The organism is Streptomyces vietnamensis, from assembly GCF_000830005.1.
Taxonomy (GTDB): Bacteria; Actinomycetota; Actinomycetes; order Streptomycetales; family Streptomycetaceae; genus Streptomyces; species Streptomyces vietnamensis.
In genome coordinates this window covers 4,981,589-5,001,295 of the sequence record NZ_CP010407.1, presented here as the reverse complement: position 1 = coordinate 5,001,295, position 19,707 = coordinate 4,981,589, and the positions used below count along the sequence as shown (strand labels likewise).

Annotated in this window: 16 protein-coding genes; 10 read left to right on the top strand and 6 right to left on the bottom strand. The window is 72.9% G+C overall.

The features are described 5' to 3' along the window. Positions 1–135: 135 nt before the first annotated feature. The 5 genes from SVTN_RS22450 to SVTN_RS22430 all read left to right on the top strand — a co-directional run bounded on the left by SVTN_RS22450 (position 136) and on the right by SVTN_RS22430 (position 7,353). Entirely contained in the window at positions 136–1,326 is a 1,191-nt protein-coding gene (locus SVTN_RS22450) for a sensor histidine kinase (protein WP_078908448.1), read from the top strand. Between the two features lie 168 nt (positions 1,327–1,494). Next, positions 1,495–2,787: a sensor histidine kinase gene (locus SVTN_RS22445; protein WP_041130717.1), complete on the top strand. Its 1,293-nt coding sequence runs from the start codon at positions 1,495–1,497 to the stop codon at positions 2,785–2,787. 620 nt (positions 2,788–3,407) lie between these two features. Then, complete coding sequence (locus SVTN_RS22440; protein ID WP_063782275.1) at positions 3,408–4,079, top strand: response regulator transcription factor; 672 nt, start codon at positions 3,408–3,410, stop codon at positions 4,077–4,079. 282 nt (positions 4,080–4,361) lie between these two features. After that, on the top strand, positions 4,362–6,299 hold the full coding sequence (locus SVTN_RS22435; protein WP_041130715.1) for a 2-oxoacid:acceptor oxidoreductase subunit alpha: 1,938 nt from the start codon (positions 4,362–4,364) through the stop codon (positions 6,297–6,299). Beyond that, positions 6,292–7,353 carry a 2-oxoacid:ferredoxin oxidoreductase subunit beta gene (locus tag SVTN_RS22430; RefSeq protein WP_041130714.1) on the top strand — a complete coding sequence of 354 codons (1,062 nt, stop codon included), beginning with the start codon at positions 6,292–6,294 and terminating at the stop codon, positions 7,351–7,353. Before SVTN_RS22435 ends, SVTN_RS22430 begins: the two co-directional genes overlap by 8 nt. A gap of 45 nt (positions 7,354–7,398) precedes the next feature. Here SVTN_RS22430 and SVTN_RS22425 read toward each other — a convergent pair whose 3' ends face one another. The 4 genes from SVTN_RS22425 to SVTN_RS22410 form a co-directional block, all read right to left on the bottom strand. Then, a complete protein-coding gene (locus SVTN_RS22425; RefSeq protein WP_041130713.1) occupies positions 7,399–9,585 on the bottom strand; it encodes a bifunctional serine/threonine-protein kinase/ABC transporter substrate-binding protein in 2,187 nt (728 codons plus the stop codon). 4 nt (positions 9,586–9,589) lie between these two features. Further along, positions 9,590–11,818 (bottom strand): bifunctional serine/threonine-protein kinase/ABC transporter substrate-binding protein, encoded by a 2,229-nt coding sequence (locus SVTN_RS22420; protein ID WP_041130712.1) that lies wholly within the window; start codon positions 11,816–11,818, stop codon positions 9,590–9,592. After that, positions 11,815–12,630: a hypothetical protein gene (locus tag SVTN_RS22415; RefSeq protein ID WP_041130711.1), complete on the bottom strand. Its 816-nt coding sequence runs from the start codon at positions 12,628–12,630 to the stop codon at positions 11,815–11,817. Before SVTN_RS22415 ends, SVTN_RS22420 begins: the two co-directional genes overlap by 4 nt. Before the next feature lie 130 nt (positions 12,631–12,760). Continuing rightward, positions 12,761–13,141: a winged helix-turn-helix transcriptional regulator gene (locus SVTN_RS22410; protein WP_041130710.1), complete on the bottom strand. Its 381-nt coding sequence runs from the start codon at positions 13,139–13,141 to the stop codon at positions 12,761–12,763. 141 nt (positions 13,142–13,282) lie between these two features. Here SVTN_RS22410 and SVTN_RS22405 point away from each other — a divergent pair, with 141 nt between their 5' ends. Further along, positions 13,283–14,149 (top strand): NmrA family NAD(P)-binding protein, encoded by an 867-nt coding sequence (locus SVTN_RS22405; protein ID WP_041130709.1) that lies wholly within the window; start codon positions 13,283–13,285, stop codon positions 14,147–14,149. 156 nt (positions 14,150–14,305) lie between these two features. After that, positions 14,306–15,256 (top strand): EamA family transporter RarD, encoded by a 951-nt coding sequence (gene rarD, locus SVTN_RS22400; protein ID WP_052499710.1) that lies wholly within the window; start codon positions 14,306–14,308, stop codon positions 15,254–15,256. A gap of 206 nt (positions 15,257–15,462) precedes the next feature. Here rarD and SVTN_RS22395 read toward each other — a convergent pair whose 3' ends face one another. After that, on the bottom strand, positions 15,463–15,780 hold the full coding sequence (locus tag SVTN_RS22395) for a DUF6401 family natural product biosynthesis protein (protein WP_041130707.1): 318 nt from the start codon (positions 15,778–15,780) through the stop codon (positions 15,463–15,465). 101 nt (positions 15,781–15,881) lie between these two features. Here SVTN_RS22395 and SVTN_RS22390 point away from each other — a divergent pair, with 101 nt between their 5' ends. Continuing rightward, a complete protein-coding gene (locus tag SVTN_RS22390) occupies positions 15,882–16,529 on the top strand; it encodes a DUF4291 domain-containing protein (protein ID WP_041130706.1) in 648 nt (215 codons plus the stop codon). Here the strand turns inward: SVTN_RS22390 and SVTN_RS22385 are convergent. Beyond that, positions 16,472–17,125 carry an NADPH-dependent F420 reductase gene (locus tag SVTN_RS22385; RefSeq protein WP_041130705.1) on the bottom strand — a complete coding sequence of 218 codons (654 nt, stop codon included), beginning with the start codon at positions 17,123–17,125 and terminating at the stop codon, positions 16,472–16,474. The genes SVTN_RS22390 and SVTN_RS22385 overlap by 58 nt on opposite strands. A 227-nt stretch (positions 17,126–17,352) precedes the next feature. On the opposite strand from SVTN_RS22385, the gene SVTN_RS22380 reads away from it, so the two are divergent. Then, on the top strand, positions 17,353–17,715 hold the full coding sequence (locus tag SVTN_RS22380) for a hypothetical protein (protein WP_052499257.1): 363 nt from the start codon (positions 17,353–17,355) through the stop codon (positions 17,713–17,715). A 656-nt stretch (positions 17,716–18,371) separates the two neighbouring features. Then, the gene (locus SVTN_RS22375; protein ID WP_041130704.1) at positions 18,372–19,691 is read left to right on the top strand and encodes a M28 family metallopeptidase; all 1,320 of its coding nucleotides are present in this window, start codon (positions 18,372–18,374) and stop codon (positions 19,689–19,691) included. Positions 19,692–19,707: the final 16 nt, after the last annotated feature.

The following is a 19,707-nucleotide window of genomic DNA, read 5'->3' as shown; positions in this document are numbered from 1 at the left end:
CGTGTCTCGGCCGGTGGCTGTGCCGGTGCCTCGGCCGATGCCTGCGCCGTGCCGTCGCCGGTGGGGATAGCCCCCCTTCCGCTCACCCACCTCCCCCATGGCGTCGCACCCTCCTCGAACGGCAGTCTGGGGACCATGAGCGCCGATCTTGATCCCATCCAGCCGGTCGAGTCCCCCGGCTCCGCCGAGACCCCCCGTCCGCCGCTGCGGCTCGCCTACGGGCAGGAGACCTGGAAGGAGATCGCCTTCCTCCTCTCCAACCTGTTCACGGCCCTGGCCGGTTTCGTCTACGCGGTCGTCAGCATCGCGCTCGGCGCGGGCCTCGCGGTCACCGTCGTCGGGCTGCCGCTGCTCGCCCTCGGCCTCGGCGGCCCCCGCCTCATCGGCCGGTCCGAGCGGGCGCGGGCCCGCGCGCTGCTCGGGGTGACGGTCGCCGAGCCCTCCCCGCTGCCCCCGGCCGACGGCTTCTTCGGCTGGCTGTGGTCCCGGCTGAAGGACCCGGTGGCCTGGCGGACCCAGCTGTACGGGCTGATCCGGCTGCCTTGGGGGATCGTGACCTTCATCGTCGCCCTCGTCTCGCTCATCGTCCTCTGGCCCGTGCTGCCCTTCCTGGCCCGCGGCCTGTCCAACGGCGACCGGGGCATGGTCCGGGGGCTGCTCTCGCCCTCCGACGAGCTGGAGCGGCGGATCGCCGAACTGGAGTCGGACCGGGGCGTGGTCGTCGACACCGCGGCCGCCGACCTGCGGCGCATCGAACGCGACCTGCACGACGGGGCGCAGGCCCGGCTCGTGGCCCTCGCCATGGGGCTCGGCCTCGCCAAGGAGAAGCTGCTCGAAGACCCGGAGGCCGCCGCGGCGATGGTCGACGAGGCGCACGGCGAGGTGAAGCTGGCCCTCCAGGAGCTGCGGGACCTCGCCCGGGGCATCCACCCGGCCGTCCTCACCGACCGGGGACTGAGCGCGGCCCTCTCCTCCGTCTCCGCGCGCTGCACGGTGCCGGTGAAGGTGAACGTGGACCTGGCGGAGCGGCCGGCGGAGGCCATCGAGGGCATCGCGTACTTCACGGTCTCGGAGCTCCTCCAGAACGTCTCCAAGCACGCGCGTGCCCGGTCCGCCTCCGTGGAGGTGTGGCGGGCGGGCGGCCGACTGATGCTCCAGGTGCGGGACGACGGGGCCGGCGGGGCGCGCTTCGACGGCGGTACGGGGCTCGCGGGGCTCGCGGAGCGGCTCGGCGCGGTCGACGGGGTGCTCGTCCTGGACTCCCCCGACGGCGGTCCGACGACGGTCACGGCGGAGCTGCCGTGGCGCTCCCGGCCCACCGGATGAGCCGTGGGTAGGGAAAACCCCCGCCCGTAGACGCCCACCTCCCTCATGGTCCGGCGGGCGGCGGAACGGAACCCTGGAACACGTACCGCCCGCCCCCGTTCGAGCAGACGAGCTTCAAGCAGACGAGCTTCGAGCAGACGATCAGACGAGCAGAGAAGGAACTCCGCGATGGCCGCCTCCCACCGACTTCCCGCCGCGATCCGCGCGCCGTTCGAGGCCCGCACCTGGCGCGCCCTCCTGTACGTGCTGATCGGGCTGCCGCTGGGCATCTGCTGGTTCGTGCTCTCCGTCGCCCTCGTCTCGACCGGCGCCGGGCTGCTCGTCACCTTCCTCGGCGTACCGATCCTCGCCGGGGCGCTCGCGATGTGCCGGGGCTTCGGCGCGGTGGAGCGGGCCCGGGCGCGCGGGCTGCTCGGCCTCGACGTGGCGGCGCCGGAGCCGGTGCGCGGGCGGACCGGCGGGGCGTTCTCGTGGATGGGGGCCATGCTGAAGAGCGGCGCGTCGTGGCGGCACCTGCTGTACGCGGTGCTGCACATGCCGTGGGCCGTCTTCTCGTTCTCGGTGGCCGTGGCGCTGTGGACCTGGGGCTGGAGCCTCTTCACGTACCCGCTGTGGCAGTGGGTGTTCCCCACGTGGGTCGGGCAGGACGGGATCCAGCTGTACGGCGACGCGACCCACGCCTTCTACCTCGACGCGCCCTTCGAGCTCGCCGTGACCAGCCTGATCGGGCTCGTGTTCGTCCTCGTCGGACCGTGGGTGCTGCGCGGGCTCGTCTCCGTCGACCGGCTCCTCGTCTCCGGGCTCCTCGGCCCGTCGCGCCTCGCCTCGCGCGTCACGGAGCTGGAGTCGGACCGGGGCGTGGTCGTGGACACCGCGGCCGCCGACCTGCGGCGCATCGAGCGGGACCTGCACGACGGCGCGCAGGCGCGGCTCGCGGCGCTCGCCATGGACCTGGGGCTCGCGAAGGAGAAGCTGGCGCGGGACCCGCAGGCGGCGGCGGTACTCGTCGACGAGGCGCACGGCGAGGTGAAGCTGGCCCTCCAGGAGCTGCGGGACCTCGCCCGGGGCATCCACCCGGCCGTCCTCACCGACCGCGGCCTGGACGCGGCCCTCTCGGCGGTGGCCTCCCGGTGCTCGGTCCCGGTGTCCGTGGACGTGGACCTGCCGGCCCGGCCGGTGCCGGCGATCGAGGGCATCGCGTACTTCACCGTCTCGGAGCTCCTCCAGAACGTCACCCGGCACTCGGGCGCCCGGCGGGCCTGGGTGGACGTGTGGCGGACGGGCGACCGGCTGATGCTGCAGGTGCGGGACGACGGGGTGGGCGGCGCGGTCGTCGGGGACGGCGGGTCGGGCCTGGCGGGGCTCTCCGAGCGGGTGGGTGCGGTGGACGGGGTCCTGGCGGTGGACTCGCCGGCGGGCGGCCCGACGACGGTGACGGCGGAACTGCCGTGGCGGGCGTAGCCCGCGTGGTGGGACCTGGGCTCCGACCGGGCCTGCCGGCACCGGGCCCGCGGCCTCGTCGCCCCCGGTGTGGGCGGTCGTTCCGCCGGGGCGGCGCCCACCCGCCCGGGCCGACGCCCCCGTCGTGGGCCTGCGCCCGCCCCGTTGTGGGCAGTCGTTCCGCTGGGGCGGGACGGGTGGGCACAACGGACCCGCGCCCTTGCCGGCGCCAGAGGCTTCCGCGCCCGAACCCGCACCCCGTGTGCGCCGCGCGGTCGGTGCGGGTCAGGGCGCGGGAGCCTAGGCCCGGCTGGGGGCGCCGTCCCGTGTGCCCACCCGTCCCGCCCCAGCGGGACGATTGCCCACACGGCAGCGGGGCAACGTCCACACGGGCGCGGGCCCACACGGGGCGGGCGCAGGCGCCACATGGGCGGGGGGCGCCGCCCAGGAGGGCGCGGGCCCACACGGGCGCGGGGCGCGGGCCCGTAAGGCGGAGGCACCGCCCAGCGCGGGCGCGGGCACGCGTGGGCGGAAGGCGCCGCCCTGCAGGTGCCGCCCCCGCCGGACGGCCAGGGGTGCCATGCTGAAGGTCCAATCGGAGGACCGGAGCATGGGGGCGGCAAGCCGTGAGTGGGCAAGATGTGGCGGGGCGGGTACGGGTGGTCATCGCCGAGGATTCCGTACTGCTCCGTGAGGGGCTGACCCGGCTCCTGACCGATCTCGGGCACGAGGTCGTCGCCGGGGTCGGGGACGGCGAGGCTTTGGTGGAGACCGTGGCCGGGCTCGCCGAGGAGGGCGCCCTGCCGGACGTCGTCGTGGCGGACGTACGGATGCCGCCGACGCACACCGACGAGGGCGTGCGCGCGGCGGTGCGGCTGCGCAAGGAGCATCCGGGACTGGGCGTGCTCGTGCTGTCGCAGTACGTGGAGGAGCAGTACGCCACCGAACTCCTGGCCGGTTCCAGCCGGGGCGTGGGCTATCTGCTCAAGGACCGCGTCGCCGAGGTCCGTGAGTTCGTGGACGCCGTCGTCCGGGTGGCCGGGGGCGGTACGGCCCTGGACCCCGAGGTCGTGCAGCAGCTGCTCGGCCGGAGCCGTCAGCAGGATGTACTGGCCAACCTGACCCCGCGCGAGCGGGAGGTCCTCGGGCTGATGGCCGAGGGCCGGACGAACTCCGCCATCGCGAAAGCGCTGGTCGTGAGCGACGGCGCGGTGGAGAAGCACATCAGCAACATCTTCCTGAAGCTGGGCCTCTCCCCGAGCGACGGTGATCACCGCCGGGTTCTCGCGGTGTTGACGTACCTGAAGTCCTGATCATCTGACACTCTGTCAGATATCCTGGTCCTAGTTCCAAGGGATGAGGCGGAACCAGACTTTCCGGAACACTCCGGGTGGCGACAGAACGTGACGATTCAGGGCAAGAGGGCGTCTCAAAAAGAGGTCCGCGATGTGAGAAGTCCCGGGAAGGCCCCCCTTACCGTCGTAGGGTGGGCCTGGGACGGAAGGTGATCTCCGCACGGAGGCCGCCTGCCGCGCCCCGAGCCTTCTCCCCGCCTCCGGCGGAGAGTCCCCTTGCCGCGAGGGAGGTCCAGTTCAGTGACCAGCCAGGTCAGTAGCGAGGCCGGTGAGGCCCTGGTCGGGGAGCAGCGCAGCGCCCCGGCGACGCCCCACCACGGCACCGAGAAGGAAGTGCGCCGGCTCGACCGGGTGATCATCCGTTTCGCGGGTGACTCCGGCGACGGCATGCAGCTCACGGGCGACCGCTTCACCTCGGAGACGGCATCCTTCGGGAACGACCTCTCCACCCTGCCCAACTTCCCCGCCGAGATCCGCGCCCCCGCCGGAACCCTGCCGGGCGTCTCCTCCTTCCAGCTCCACTTCGCCGACCACGACATCCTGACCCCCGGCGACGCCCCCAACGTCCTGGTCGCCATGAACCCCGCCGCGCTGAAGGCCAACATCGCCGACGTACCCCGCGGCGGCGAGATCATCGTCAACACCGACGAATTCGCCAAGCGGGCGATGGCGAAGGTCGGGTACGAAACCTCGCCCCTCGAGGACGGCTCGCTGGACGGCTACCGGGTCCACCCGGTGCCGCTGACGACGCTCACCCTGGAGGCGCTGAAGGACTTCGGCCTGTCCCGCAAGGAGGCCGAACGCTCCAAGAACATGTTCGCGCTCGGGCTGCTGTCCTGGATGTACCACCGCCCCACCGAGGCCACCGAGACCTTCCTGCGCACCAAGTTCGCCAAGAAGCCCGAGATCGCCGAGGCCAACATCGTCGCCTTTAGGGCCGGCTGGAACTTCGGCGAGACCACCGAGGACTTCGCCGTCTCCTACGAGGTCGCCCCCGCCACCCGCGCCTTCCCCACCGGCACCTACCGCAACATCTCCGGGAACCTGGCTCTCTCGTACGGCCTCATCGCCGCGAGCCGGCAGGCCGACCTGCCGCTCTACCTGGGCTCCTACCCCATCACCCCGGCCTCGGACATCCTGCACGAGCTGTCCAAGCACAAGAACTTCGGCGTGCGGACCTTCCAGGCCGAGGACGAGATCGCCGGCATCGGCGCCGCGCTCGGCGCCGCCTTCGGTGGTTCGCTTGCGGTGACGACGACGTCCGGACCCGGTGTGGCGCTCAAGTCCGAGACGATCGGGCTGGCGGTGTCGCTGGAGCTGCCGCTGCTGATCGTCGACATCCAGCGCGGCGGACCCTCCACCGGTCTGCCGACGAAGACGGAGCAGGCCGATCTGCTGCAGGCCATGTACGGCCGCAACGGCGAGGCGCCGGTGCCGGTCGTGGCCCCGAAGACGCCGGCGGACTGCTTCGACGCGGCGCTGGAGGCCGCCCGGATCGCGCTGACCTACCGCACGCCCGTGTTCCTGCTGTCGGACGGCTATCTGGCGAACGGCTCCGAGCCGTGGCGGATCCCGGACGTCGAGGAGCTGCCCGACCTGACGACCCCCTTCGCCACCGGCCCGAACCACACCCTGGACGATGGCACCGAGGTGTTCTGGCCCTACAAGCGCGACCCGGAGACCCTGGCCCGGCCGTGGGCGGTGCCCGGCACCCCGGGCCTGGAGCACCGCATCGGCGGCATCGAGAAGCAGGACGGCACCGGCAACATCTCGTACGACCCGGCCAACCACGAGTTCATGGTCCGCACCCGCCAGGCCAAGATCGACAACATCGCCGTGCCGGACCTGGAGGTCGACGACCCCGACGGCGCCACCACTCTCGTGCTGGGCTGGGGCTCCACCTACGGGCCGATCACCGCCGCGGTGCGCCGCATCCGCCGGGAGGGCGGGCCCATCGCCCAGGCCCACCTGCGCCACCTCAACCCCTTCCCCCGCAACCTCGGCGAGATCCTGAAGCGGTACGAGAAGGTCGTCATCCCCGAGATGAACCTCGGCCAGCTGGCCACCCTCGTCCGGGCGACGTACCTGGTCGACGCCCGCAGCCACACCCAGGTCAACGGCATGCCGTTCAAGGCCGAACAGCTCGCCGCCGCCCTCAAGGAGGCCATCGATGCCTGAGCCCACCGAGCCGCTCCTGCACCTGGTCCCCAAGGCCGAGGCCGCCCAGTCCATGAAGGACTTCAAGTCCGACCAGGAGGTCCGCTGGTGCCCCGGCTGCGGTGACTACGCCGTCCTGGCCGCCGTGCAGGGCTTCATGCCCGAGCTCGGCCTGGCACGCGAGAACATCGTCTTCGTCTCCGGCATCGGCTGCTCCTCCCGCTTCCCGTACTACATGAACACCTACGGGATGCACTCCATCCACGGCCGCGCCCCCGCCATCGCCACCGGCCTGGCCACCTCCCGCCGCGACCTGTCCGTCTGGGTCGTCACCGGCGACGGCGACGCCCTGTCCATCGGCGGCAACCACCTCATCCACGCCCTGCGCCGCAACGTCAACCTCAAGATCCTGCTCTTCAACAACCGGATCTACGGCCTCACCAAGGGCCAGTACTCCCCCACCTCGGAGCTCGGCAAGATCACCAAATCCACGCCGATGGGCTCCCTCGACGCCCCCTTCAACCCCGTCTCCCTCGCGCTCGGCGCGGAGGCGTCCTTCGTGGCCCGCACCGTCGACTCCGACCGCAAGCACCTCACCGAGGTCCTGCGCCAGGCCTCCGCACACAACGGCACCGCCCTGGTGGAGATCTACCAGAACTGCAACATCTTCAACGACGGCGCCTTCGAGGCCCTCAAGGACAAGGACCAGGCCCAGGAGGCGGTCATCCGCCTCGAACACGGCCGGCCCATTCGCTTCGGCGCCGACAACGCCAAGGGCGTCGTCCGCGACCCCGCCACCGGCGACCTGAAGGTCGTCACCGTCACCCCCGACAACGAGGGCTCGGTCCTGATCCACGACGCCCACGCCGCCACCCCGACGACCGCCTTCGCGCTCTCCCGGCTGGCGGACCCGGACACCCTGCACCAGACGCCCATCGGCGTCTTCCGCTCGGTGGACCGGCCGGTCTACGACACCCTGATGGCCGACCAGCTGGAGACGGCGGTGGAGCGGTACGGGAAGGGCGACCTGGGCCAGCTCCTGACCGGCAACGACACCTGGACGGTCGTCGGTTAGCACCCGCGCCCGAGGGCCCGGCCCGCACCGCGGGCCGGGCCCTCGTCAGTCCTCCTTCGCGGCGGTCGCGAACGGGCCCCGGTAGGTGGGGACCCCGCCGCGCACCTGCCAGAGGAAGACCGCGTTCAGCATCGCGTCCTTGCTGTTCCTGAGGTCGGGCCGGTACGCCTTCGCGATCCCCTGGTACGGGGCCTGTCGCAGGGCGTTCGCGGCCGCGGTGGCCACGTGCTCCGCCTTGTTCACGACCGCCGTGCGCAGCGCCTGAGCGATCCAGTGGACCGTGTCGTACGCCTCCGTCGCGTACCGCTCGAACGGCGCCGTGGCGGGCAGTTTCCAGCGCTCGCGGTACGCGGCGGCGAATTGCTTCCCGGCCGGCATGCGGTCGGGGTCGACGTAGCTGGTGCCGAAGTACCAGCCCTCCGCCGCCGGGCCCGCCACGCTCAGGAACTCGGGTTGGAGCACCTGCTCCCCGGCGCCGCGCGGGCCCTCGTACCCCTGGCGTGCCAGGGCCTTGGCGCACAGTGCGGCCCGGCGGGGCGACGTCCCCGCGTAGTACATGCCGTCGGGGTGGGTCGCGAGGGCCTGTCGCACGGCGGACTCGAAGTCCTCGCTGTCCGCCTCCACCGGGTGGGATGTGGTGACGCCGCCGCTGGCGGACGAAGGGGGGTTCTCCTTCAGGATCTTGGCGGCGAACCAGGTGGCGCGTCCGCCCGCCCGGTCCTCGATGACGGCGGTCCTGCGGCGGCCGTGCTCTTCCAGCCACCGGGCGAAGGCCACGACCATCGTGTCGGGCGAGGCCCGGGCCTCGAGGTAGGACTGGTCATTGCCCTGTCCGGCGAGGTCCGATTCCTGCACCGAGGCGACCACACTCACCAACGGGACCCTGTGGGTGAAGAGTTCGTCGTGGGCGGCGATGTCGGTCCCGGTGACCGTCGGGCCGAGCACGGCGGCCAGGTTCCCGATGCCGGCCAGGGTACGGGCGGCCGCCTTGGCGCGCTTCGGGTCTCCCCCGTCGTCGACGGCCTTCAGGGCCAGGTCGAAGGTGCGGTCGGCGCGGGCGTTGTGGGTCTCCACGGCGAGCCGCGCCCCGCGCTCCTGGGCCCGCCCGTCGGTCTTCGTGGCTCCGCTCAGGTCGGTGACGACGCCGATCGTGTACGTGGGGAGCCGTGCGCCCGTGCCCGTACCGCCACCACTGCCCGCGCTGCCGGAGGGCGTACGGCTCAGCAGGTAGGCGGTCAGGCCGCCGGCGCCCACGACGGCTGCCGCCGAGCCGCCGATCAGGAACCGGCGGCGCGAAGGGCCCTGCGGGGGCTCGTCGTTCACGAGCATCGTGGGCTCCGGCACCGGCAGGTCGAGGACCCGGGAGGAGCGCTGGGCGATCAGGGCGGGAAGGCCGTCCGGCAGCCAGTCCCCCGCCGGGCGCTCGGCCTCCCCCAAGGCGGCCCGCACCTCGGCCGCCGTGGGCCGGTCCGCCGGATCCTTGGCCAGGCAGGCCTCGACCAGGGGAAGGATCGTGTCCGGCACCTCGGCGAGGTCGGGCTCCTCGTGGACCGTGCGGTAGACGACGGCCGCCACCCCGCCCGTACCGAAGGGGCGTTCGCCGGTGAGCGCGTACGCGAGGACGCAGCCGAGCGAGAAGACGTCGGCGGCCGGGCCGACCTCGCCGGCGCCCGCGGCCCGGGCCTGTTCCGGGGCGAGGAAGCCGGGGGTGCCGATCATCGCGTCGGTGGCCGTGAGTGCGGTCGCCCCGGCGGTCCGGGCGATGCCGAAGTCGATGAGCCGGGGCCCGTCGAGGGCGAGGAGGACGTTGCCGGGCTTGACGTCCCGGTGGACGAGACCCGCCTCGTGCATGTCGGCGAGCGCGGCCGCGAGCCGGGCGCCCAGGGCCCGTACGGTCGGCTCGGGTAGGGCGCCGTGCAGGCCCACGGCCTCGGCCAGCGAGGGGCCGGGCACGTACTCGGTCGCGAGCCACGGCTCGCGGGCCTCCGGGTCGGCGCCGAGGACGCGGACGACCCAGCGGCCCGTGATGCGTTCGGCGGCCCGCGCCTCGCGGCGGAACCGCTCCCGGAAGCCGGGGTCGGCGGCGTGCTCGGCGCGGATCAGCTTGAGCGCGGCGAGCGCGCCGCCGGTCGAGCGGGCGAGGAAGACGACGCCCATGCCCCCGGCGCCGAGTCGGCCGAGGAGCCGGTAGCCGGCGATGGCCGACGGATCGGCCTTGCGAAGCGGCTGCACGGGTTCAGGCCTTCTTCTTGTTCTGCCCGGGCTTGTTCGGTACCAGCGGTGCGGCGCCCACGGGCTTGTACGCGCCGTTCCGCACCGCGTAGACGTACGTGCCGCCGGGGCTCAGCTCGCCCGTCTCGTTGAACATCAAGGCCCCCAGGGCGCCGGTGTACTTCTGCTTGCGCAGCGCGGCCCACAGCCCCTTGCGGGCGGGCTTGCGACCGGCCTTCGCGTCGGCCACCAGCTGCCCGATCGTCATCGTGACGACGTCGTACGACTCGCCCGCGTAGTACGCGGGGGCCGTGCCGTACCGCTTGCGGTGCGCGGCGCTGAAGGCGGCGGCCGACTTCAGCGTGGCGGGGTCGGCCACGGGCGCGCACACGAACCAGCCCTCGGCGTCCGCCCCGCCCTGCTTCAGGAAGTCCGGGCCGAAGACGGCCTGGCCGGTGAACCTCGGCCCGGTGAAGCGGAGTTCGTTGAGGGCGCGGGCCGCGAGGACGGCGGTCTCGGTGATTCCGCAGTGGACGTACGCGTCGATGCCGGCGTCGATCATCTCGCCGAGGACCCGGCGGTAGTCGCGTGCGCCCGCCCGGGCCGGGACGACCCGGTAGTGCGGGGTGATCCCGGCCTGCCCGAAGCCGAAGCGCACGCCGCCGGTGACCTGCCAGCTGTACGAGTCCTGGGTCCGGTCCTCCAGGACACCGGGGCGGCTGATGCCCGGCAGCAGCGTGGCGGCGAAGGCGAGGTGGGAGCCGGCGAAGATGTGACTCGGGATGGCCCGCAGGACCGTCTCGTTCGGCGAGGCCCCGTCGGGCCGCAGGGTGAGCATGTTGTATCCGGCCGAGACCGTGATCAGCGGGAGTCCGGCCTCCTCGAAGACGGGGAGGACGGCCAGGCCGACGGCGTCGGTGGTGGCGCCGAGGACGGCGACGACCCCCGGGTCGGTGGTCAGGGTCCTGGCGCGTTCCACGGCCCGGGCCGCGTCGCCCCGGTCGTCGACCACCTCGAGGTCGAGCGTGAAGGGCTTGTCCTTGCGGGCGTTGAACTGCTCGACGGCCAGGCGTGCACCGTGCTCCTGGGCCTGTCCGATGACCTTGGCGGGTCCCGAGAGGTCGGCGAGGACACCGATCGTCCAGCGGGTGCGGGGCGGCGGGGTCTTCTTGCCGTCGCCCCGGGTGTCCCGGTCGTCTCCGAGCGCCGCCCAGACGGCGCCGCCGCCCAACGCCAGCACGGCGCCGCCGGCGGCGAGCAGGAAGCCGCGCCGGCTCTTCGGGGGCGCGGCGGGTGCCGTGCCCGCCTCGGTGGTGTCGATCTCGGGGAGGGCGAGCATCCGTGCGGAGCGTTCGGCGATGGTCCGGACGACGGGGGCGGGCAGCCACTCGGCGCCGTCGCGCGGGGTGTCCTCGACGAGCTGTACGCCGATCTCGGCCGCCGTGGGCCGGGCGGCCGGGTCCTTGGCGAGGCAGGCCCGGACGAGGTCGAGCAGTCCTTCGGGTACGCCGGTGAGGTCGGGCTCGTCGTGGACGGTGCGGTACATGAGGGCGTCCACGGCGCCGGTGCCGAAGGGCGGGCGGCCGGTCGCCGCGTACGCGAGGAGGCAGCCGAGGGCGAAGACGTCGGCGGGCGGGCCGATCGCGTCGGTGCGGGCCTCGGCCTGCTCGGGGGCGAGGAAGCCGGGGGTGCCGACGACCATGTCGGTGGCGGTGAGGGCGGTCTCGCCGGTGGCGCGGGCGATGCCGAAGTCGATGAGGCGGGGGCCGTCGACGGCGAGGAGGACGTTGCCGGGCTTGACGTCCCGGTGGACGAGCCCGGCGGCGTGCACGGCGGCAAGTGCGCGGGCGACGGACCAGCCGAGGAGGCGGACGGACCGCTCGGGCAGCGGGCCGTGCGCGGCGACGGCCTCGCCGAGGGAGGGGCCGGCGACGAAGGCGGTGGCCATCCAGGGTTCGGGGGCGTCCGGGTCGGCGCCGGTGACGGGCACGGCCCAGGGGCTGGAGACCCGGCGGGCGGCCTCGACCTCGCGGCGGAAGCGGGCCCGGAAGTCGGGCTGGTCGGCCTGGTCGGCGTGGGTGACCTTGACGGCGGCGAGTTCGCCGGCGGCGGTGCGGCCGAGGTAGACGACGCCCATGCCGCCGGCGCCGAGCCGGCCGAGGAGCCGGTAGCCGGCGATCGTCGAGGGGTCGGAGGGAAGGAGGGGCTGGAGGTCGCCGGGCCGGGGTCCCGGCTGCGGGGCAGCGGTGCTCACGACTGGACCTCCAACTGCTTCTTGACGCGATTCAGCATGGTGACGAGGGCGTTGACCTGGGGCTGGATCGTGCCCGTGGTCGTGGCCGTGGCCGTCTCGCTGTAGCCGGCGGCGCCCTTGACCACGACGGCGACGGTGACCTGGCCGATCCGGGACTGGGTCCAGCCGTACTGCTGCTTCCCCTTCACGTCGTCGCGCTCGTAGAAGCCGCGTTCGCCGAGGGAGTCCTCGGCGGTGTACATGCCGTCCCTGCCGAACGAGTTGCCGACCGAGATGAGTCCGGAGATGCGCTCGCCGGCGCGCAGTTGCTGGTCGGGGCAGCGCAGCGCCTCTTCGAGGGTGGAGGCCATCTCCCAGTCGGCGTCGGTCGCGGTGCGGTGCACGGTGACGGTGGAGGCGACCCGAAGGTTGCCCTTGCCGCCGGCGGCCGGGATCTCGCTGTAGGCGGTGACGCTGTAGAGCACCGTCGAGGGACGGCTGCCGGTCTCCCAGGAGCAGGTCTCGTCGAGCACCGGCCAGTACTCCGGGTCGCTGAGGTACGGGCTGCGCTTGACGTACTCGGGGCCCCAGGCGTCGGGACCCGCGACGACGGCGAGGGCGAGGCGCCTGGCCTCGGCCTCGGTCTTCGGCGCGCGCTTCGGGTCCGGGGTGAAGTCGAAGGCGGTCGGCGTGGGAGTGGGCGTCGCGGTCGGGGCCTTGGTCGGGGCCGCCGTCGCGCTCGTACCGCCCTTGCCTCCGGGTTTCTCGCCGCCTCCGGGTTTCTCGCCCTCGCCGCCGCTACTGCACCCGGTCGCGATCAGCCCGCCCACCATCACGGCACAGCAGGCACGCAGCAGTCTTCGGTCCCCGTACGCCACAGTTCCCCCACGGTCGCTCGCACGATCCCCCGGTCGGTGAGGGAGATCGTACGGCTCCGCAGATCAACTCGCGCGGGCTACAACGTCATTGGGACGCCGCACGCACCGTGTCGTAACGCACACGCGCCGCCTCGACCGCGCCGACCTGCTGCTCGGTCCAGCGGGCGAGCTCCCAGACCTGGCGGGCGGCCCCCTCCCCGAGGGGGGTGAGGCTGTAGTCGACGCGGGGCGGGATGACGGGCTTGGCGTCGCGGTGGACGAAGCCGTCGCGCTCCAGGGTCTGGAGGGTCTGGGCCAGCATCTTCTCGCTGACGCCGCCGATCGTGCGGCGCAGCTCGCTGAAGCGGTACGAGCGCTCCAGGAGGGCCGCGAGGACGAGGACGCCCCAGCGGCTGGTGACGTGCTCCAGGACGAGGCGCGAGGGGCACATCGGCTCGTTCACGTTCGGCGGCTTGCTTACTTCCATGCCAGTACCTTACTTCAAAGTGGGTACTTACGAATGGTTAGCGCCCGTCGTACGGTGAGTGCATCGCCCAGCGGAGCCACCGGCCTACCGCACCCACCGCACCCACCGCACCCACCGCACCCACGGGAAGAAGGAAGCACCATGAGCATCGTCGTCACCGGAGCCACCGGACAGCTCGGCCGTCTCGTCGTCGACACCCTCCTCGAAACCGTCCCCGCCCAGTCCGTCGCCGCCGTCGTCCGCGACAAGGCGAAGGCCGCCGACCTCGCCGAGCGCGGTGTCGAGCTGCGGATCGCCGACTACAGCCGACCGGAGACCCTGGCGGAGGCCTTCGAGGCCGGCGACCGGGTGCTGCTGATCTCGGGCAGCGAGGTCGGGCAGCGCGTCGCCCAGCACGCCGCCGTGATCGACGCGGCCAAGGCGGCGGGCGTGGCCCAGCTCGCGTACACCGGCGTCCTCGGCGGCCCGGAGGCCGACTTCACGCTCGCCGACGAGCACAAGGCGACCGAGGAGCTGATCCTCGCGTCCGGCCTGCCGTACACCTTCCTCCGCAACGGCTGGTACTCCGAGAACTACACCGCGAACCTCGCCCCGGTCCTGGCCCACGGCGCCGTCGTCGCCAGCGCCGGCGAGGGCCGCGTCGCCTCCGCCGCCCGCGCCGACTACGCCGCCGCCGCGGCCGCCGTCCTGACCGGCCCGGCCGAGGAGCACCTGAACAAGACGTACGAGCTGAGCGGCGACACCGCCTGGTCCTTCGCCGAGTATGCGGCCGAGGTCGGCGCCCAGACCGGCCGGGAGATCACGTACAACGCCGTCCCCGGCGCGGTCCACCTGGAGATCCTCACCGGCGCCGGGGTCCCGGGGCCCTTCGCCGAGATCCTCGTCGACGTCGACCGGGCCGTCGCGCTCGGCGCGCTCGCCCTGCGGACCGGCGACCTGGCCCGGCTGATCGGCCGCCCGACCACCCCGATCGCCGAGTCGATCAAGGACGCGCTCGCCGCCTCCTGACGCTGTCATGACCGTATGGCGATACGGCCATGACAACCCGCCCCGTGCGGCGCTACCTTCGACAGGACAGGCGCGGCGCACAGGGCGGGAGGTCCGGTGAAGACGGAGAAGAACGAGGGACGAGCAGGACTGCTCTACGGGATCGGCGCCTACGGCATGTGGGGGCTGGTCCCGCTCTTCTGGCCCCTCCTCAAGCCCGCCGGCGCGATCGAGATCCTCGCCCACCGGATGGTGTGGTCCCTGGCCTTCGTCGGCATCGCGCTGCTCGCGCTGCGCCGCTGGGGCTGGATACCCGAGCTGGTGCGCAGCCCGCGCAAGCTCGGCCTGATCACCTTCGCCGCCGCCGTCATCACCGTGAACTGGGGCCTCTACATCTGGTCCGTGAACACGGGCCACGTCGTCGAGGCCTCCCTCGGCTACTTCATCAACCCGCTCGTCACCATCGCCCTCGGCGTCCTCGTCCTGAAGGAGCGGCTGCGCCCCGCGCAGTGGGCGGCGGTCGGCGTCGGCGTCGCGGCCGTGCTCGTCCTGGCGATCGGGTACGGGCGGCCGCCGTGGATCTCGCTCACCCTCGCCTTCTCCTTCGCCGTCTACGGCCTGGTGAAGAAGAAGGTCAACATCGGCGGCCTGGAGTCGCTCGCCGCCGAGACCGCCGTCCAGTTCCTGCCCGCCCTCGGCTACCTCGTCTGGCTCGGCACCCGGGGCGACCTGGCCTTCGGCCACCACGGCGCCGGGCACACGGCGCTGCTCGCCGCCACCGGCATCGTCACGGCGGCGCCCCTCGTCTGCTTCGGGGCGGCGGCGATCCGCGTACCGCTGTCGACGCTCGGACTCCTCCAGTACCTGGCGCCGACCTTCCAGTTCCTCCTCGGGGTCGTCTACTTCCACGAGGAGATGCCGCCGGAGCGCTGGGCGGGCTTCTCCCTCGTCTGGCTGGCCCTGACGATCCTCACCTGGGACGCGCTCCGGACGGCCCGGAAGAGCCGCGCGGCGGTCGAGGCGGCGGCCGCCGCTGCCCTCCTGGACGCCGCTCCCGCGACCGGACACAGCGGCGGAGAGACGGAGACCACTCCGGTTTCCACCCCGTCGGCGCAGCCGGGGCACTGACCGCGGGCGGGCATCGCGACCTCGGTGACCGGCCTCGGTGACCGGCCCGGTGCTCACGGCCGTGCTCGCCATGATCGCCGGTGCCGTGATCGTCGGCGTCGGCGGCGGCCTCGTCACCCCGATGCGGGCCCTACGCGGGGAGCAGCCGACGGACCCGACGCCCGCCCTGCGCGCGGACCCTCCGGCGGACCCGATGCAGGGCGGGCCTACGCGTCCAGCAGGTCGTGTTCCCGGATCAGCCAGCAGACCGCCGTCAGGCGCAGGGTCGCGAAGTCGTGGCCGACGGGCTCGGTCCAGTCGACCTCGGTCAGCCAGTCGGTGAACCCGAGGACGTAGTCGGCGAGGTCCTCACGGCGGACGGTCCGGACCTCCGGGCCCCGCTGGGCCGGGAGCAGTGCGTCGCACACGGCCGCCGCGTGCTGGTCGACGGCGGCCACGAGCCCCGGCTCGAAGGAGAACTCCGAGAGCCGGGGCATGTACGTGGCGACGACGTCGATCAACGGGCTGCCGGGCGAATCGTTCATCCCTCCACATTAGGGGCGTACTCGGCGGTTCAGACCGTGACGTTGCTCGCAGCACGAAAACCGGTGGCCGCGCCCGGCGCCCGCCCCGCACCCTGAGGCGCATGGAAGAACCGAAGTACCGGATCCGCGCGCTGCACACCGAGCGCACGATCACCGTCTACCAGGCCTACCGGCCCGAGATCGGGGTCCCCGCCGCCCGGGACGGCCGCTTCCCGGCGGTCTGGAAGCGGGACCGGATGACGTGGATCAAGCCCTCGTTCCTGTGGATGATGTACCGCTGCGGCTGGGGGGAGAAGGAGGGCCAGGAGACCGTCCTCGCCGTGGAGATCACCCGCGAGGGCTTCGAATGGGCCCTGCGGAACGCCTGCCTCTCCCACTACCAGCGCGGTTTCCACACGGACCAGGCCTCCTGGAAGCGGCAGTTGCGGCAGGCGCCGGCCCGGGTCCAGTGGGACCCGGAGCGCGACCTCCACCTCCGGCCCCTCCCGCACCGCTCGCTCCAGCTCGGCCTGGCGGGCGAGGCGTCCCGCCGGTACGCGGACGAGTGGACGGTCTCGATCACCGACGTGACCGCGCTGGCCCACGAGGTCCACGGTCTGGTCCGGGCCGGTGATCTGGAGGCCGCCGGTCGGCTGCTCCCCCGGGAGGAGCCCTACCCGGAGCCGGAAGGCCTCCTGGACCACCTGCGGGATCAGGCTCGGGCCCCCACGACGGCGAAGTTGAAGTCCCCGGTGCCGAGCATCCCGTAGAGCCGCAGCCACAGGGGCAGCAGCTGCTCGGTGGCGCGGGCGCTCGACAGCTCGCCGAGGTCGATGATCTGGTCGGCCGCCCAGCCGAAGGAGGCGAGCAGCTCCGCGACCACGGCCTTCGCGTCCGCGTCGTCGCCGCTCAGGAAGACGTTGTGGTGCCCCGAGACCCGGCCGGGCTCGACCATGACGGTGTTGGTCATGGTGTTGAGCGTCTTGACGACGCGCGTCCCCGGGAAGGCGTCCTGGAGCTGCTCGGCGACGCTCCTGCCGTCGGGCAGGCCGACCTTGGGCGGGAAGCCCTCCGAGAAGTCCAGCGCGTTGGACACGTCGATCAGGACCTTGCCGCTCAGGTTGTCGGCGCCCGCGGCCTGGAGTGCGGCGAGGGAGACGAGCCCGCCGGTCGCGTTGACGACGAGCTCGGCGGGGCCGGCCGCGTCGGCGAAGGTCCCGTGCGTCCCGCCGTGCTCCCCGGCCCACTTGGCGGCGTCGGCGTTGTCCGCGGTACGGGACCCCAGGGCGACCTCGTGTCCGAGGGAGACCAGCTTCGTGGCGAGCCGGCGACCGACCTCGCCCGTTCCCAGTACGGCGATCTTCATGTGCGGTGCTCCTTCGAGGCGGCGACGGTCGCGCGGAGCCCGACCCTAGTGCCTGAATCCCCCGTTCCGCCGTCGCACGCCGTCCCGCCGCGTCCCCGAGTCACGCCACTGGGGGGATGCTCAACGTCGACGTCGTCCACGGCCGGATCGTGTACGTCGAGATCCTCGACCGCCCGCCCCTGATCCGACGCGAATTGCCAGACAGGCCCTAGGAGCGACCACCCACCATGGCGACCTTCGTCCACCTCACCCCCGGCGCGAACGCGGCCCGGGTCCGGCGGTCCGGTCTTCGTGCCGCCGGACACGGCGAGTGGCGCGGGGTGTTCCTCTTCCCCGTCCTCCCCTCGTACACCCTCACCCACCAGTGGCTACGCGAACTGTCCCGCCGGCCGGGGCCGCGCGGGCTCGTCGCCGTGCACGTACGGCTCCCCGACGAGGAGCCGGTGCGCGTCGGCCGGTACGGCGACCGCGAGCCCGCCCGGGTGACGGCGGCGGGGGCGGTACGGCGGGTGGCCGGGGCCTCGGACGCCCGGGGCTGGGAGGTGTTCCGGGGCGTCGCGGGCCTGTACACGGGCGTCCTGGAGAACTGACCCGAGCCCGCGTGCCCGCCGCCGGGCTGGGCGGTGCCCCGCTGCCATGTGGGCCCGCACCTACGCCGGGCGGTGCCCCGCTGCCATGTGACCCCGCGCCGGGGCGGGCGGTGCCCCGCTGCCGTGTGGGCAATCGTCCCGCTGGGGCGGGACGGGTGGGCACACGGGACGGCGCCCCCGGCCGGGCCTAGGCGTTCCGGGCCTGGACCCGCACCCCGACGGTGCCGTACCTGCGGTGCGGGTTCAGGCGCGGGAGCCTCGGGCGCCGGCAGGGCGCGGGTCCGTTGTGCCCACCCGTTCCGCCCCAGCGGAACGATTGCCCACAACGGGGGCGGCACGAGGCGCCCACAACGGGCGGTGGTCCGGATACAGGGCGAGGGGCCGGAGTGGACGCCCTGCTGCGGGAGTTGGGCCGCGACGCCGATCCGCGCGTGCGGGAGGCGGTGGAGGACGTCCTCGTCCGGTGAGCGAACACACCTGACCGGTTTCCGCTCTTGACGGGAAGTCAAATTCTCACTGAACATTCAGCACGCACGACCGAACAGTCGCACAACTGAACAATCGCGTATCCGCACAGCTCCAGCGCCTCGTGGCACCGCCGCCCGGGGCGTCTCGCACGTTCCGTCCCATCCCCGTTCGGAATCCGGAGCCCCCACATGAACATCTCCGTGCCCAGACGCGCCACAGCGGCCGCCGCCCTCGCGGCGCTCGCGCTCGCCGGACTCACCGGCACCAGCGCCTCCGCCAGCCCGGCCGCGGCCGCCGCCGTCACGCCGCCCGACATCTCCCTCGCCAACGTCAAGCAGCACTTGGCGGACCTCCAGTCGATCGCCACCGCCAACGGCGGCAACCGCGCCCACGGCCGTACCGGCTACAAGGCCTCGATCGACTTCGTGAAGGCGAAGCTGGACGCCGCCGGCTACACCACCGCGCTCCAGCAGTTCACGTACAACGGCGCCACCGGCTACAACCTGATAGCCGACTGGCCGGGCGGCGACCCGAACCAGGTCGTCATGTCCGGCTCGCACCTCGACTCGGTCACCGGCGGCCCCGGCATCAACGACAACGGCTCCGGGTCCGCCGCGATCCTGGAGACCGCGCTCGCCGTCTCCCGCGCCCAGCTCCAGCCGACGAAGCACCTGCGCTTCGGCTGGTGGGGCGCCGAGGAGCTGGGGCTCGTCGGCTCGAAGTACTACGTCAACAACCTGCCCGCCACCGAGCGGTCAAAGATCAGCGGCTATCTGAACTTCGACATGATCGGCTCGCCGAACCCGGGCTACTTCGTCTACGACGACGACCCGACGATCGAGCAGACCTTCAAGGACTACTTCGCCGGGCTCGGCATCCCCACCGAGATCGAGACCGAGGGCGACGGCCGCTCCGACCACGCGCCCTTCAAGAACGTGGGCATCCCGGTCGGCGGGCTCTTCTCCGGCGCCGACTACATCAAGACGGCGGCGCAGGCGCAGAAGTGGGGCGGCACGTCCGGCCAGGCCTTCGACCGCTGCTACCACTCGTCCTGCGACACCTCGGCGAACATCAACGACACCGCCCTGGACCGGAACGCGGACGCCATCGCGTACGCGGTCTGGAACCTGTCGAGCGGGACGACGACCCCGCCGGCCGGCACGGTCTTCGAGAACACCGCGGACGTCGCCATCCCGGACTCCCCGGGAGCCGCGGTGACCTCCTCGGTGACCGTCTCCGGCATCACCGGCAACGCGCCCTCGACGCTGAAGGTCGGCGTGGACATCGTCCACACCTACATCGGTGACCTCGTCGTCGACCTGATCGCCCCCGACGGCTCGGTCTACAACCTGTCCAACCGGGCGGGCGGCAGCGCCGACAACATCAACCAGACCTACACCGTGAACGCCTCCTCGGAGGTCGCCAACGGCGTCTGGAAGCTCCGCGTCCAGGACAAGGCCGGCGCGGACACCGGCTACATCAACAGCTTCAAGCTGACGTTCCCGTAGATCTGACGTTGCCGTA

What these genes read in the sequence shown, in the direction of transcription:
- SVTN_RS22450 (WP_078908448.1), top strand. Translation starts at nt 136, where the DNA reads ATGAGCGCCGATCTTGATCCCATCCAGCCGGTCGAGTCCCCCGGCTCC.
- SVTN_RS22445 (WP_041130717.1), top strand. Translation starts at nt 1,495, where the DNA reads ATGGCCGCCTCCCACCGACTTCCCGCCGCGATCCGCGCGCCGTTCGAG.
- SVTN_RS22430 (WP_041130714.1), top strand. Translation starts at nt 6,292, where the DNA reads ATGCCTGAGCCCACCGAGCCGCTCCTGCACCTGGTCCCCAAGGCCGAG.
- SVTN_RS22415 (WP_041130711.1), bottom strand. Translation starts at nt 12,630, where the DNA reads ATGGTGGGCGGGCTGATCGCGACCGGGTGCAGTAGCGGCGGCGAGGGC.
- SVTN_RS22410 (WP_041130710.1), bottom strand. Translation starts at nt 13,141, where the DNA reads ATGGAAGTAAGCAAGCCGCCGAACGTGAACGAGCCGATGTGCCCCTCG.
- SVTN_RS22405 (WP_041130709.1), top strand. Translation starts at nt 13,283, where the DNA reads ATGAGCATCGTCGTCACCGGAGCCACCGGACAGCTCGGCCGTCTCGTC.
- rarD (WP_052499710.1), top strand. Translation starts at nt 14,306, where the DNA reads ATGTGGGGGCTGGTCCCGCTCTTCTGGCCCCTCCTCAAGCCCGCCGGC.
- SVTN_RS22395 (WP_041130707.1), bottom strand. Translation starts at nt 15,780, where the DNA reads ATGAACGATTCGCCCGGCAGCCCGTTGATCGACGTCGTCGCCACGTAC.
- SVTN_RS22390 (WP_041130706.1), top strand. Translation starts at nt 15,882, where the DNA reads ATGGAAGAACCGAAGTACCGGATCCGCGCGCTGCACACCGAGCGCACG.
- SVTN_RS22385 (WP_041130705.1), bottom strand. Translation starts at nt 17,125, where the DNA reads ATGAAGATCGCCGTACTGGGAACGGGCGAGGTCGGTCGCCGGCTCGCC.
- SVTN_RS22380 (WP_052499257.1), top strand. Translation starts at nt 17,353, where the DNA reads ATGGCGACCTTCGTCCACCTCACCCCCGGCGCGAACGCGGCCCGGGTC.
- SVTN_RS22375 (WP_041130704.1), top strand. Translation starts at nt 18,372, where the DNA reads ATGAACATCTCCGTGCCCAGACGCGCCACAGCGGCCGCCGCCCTCGCG.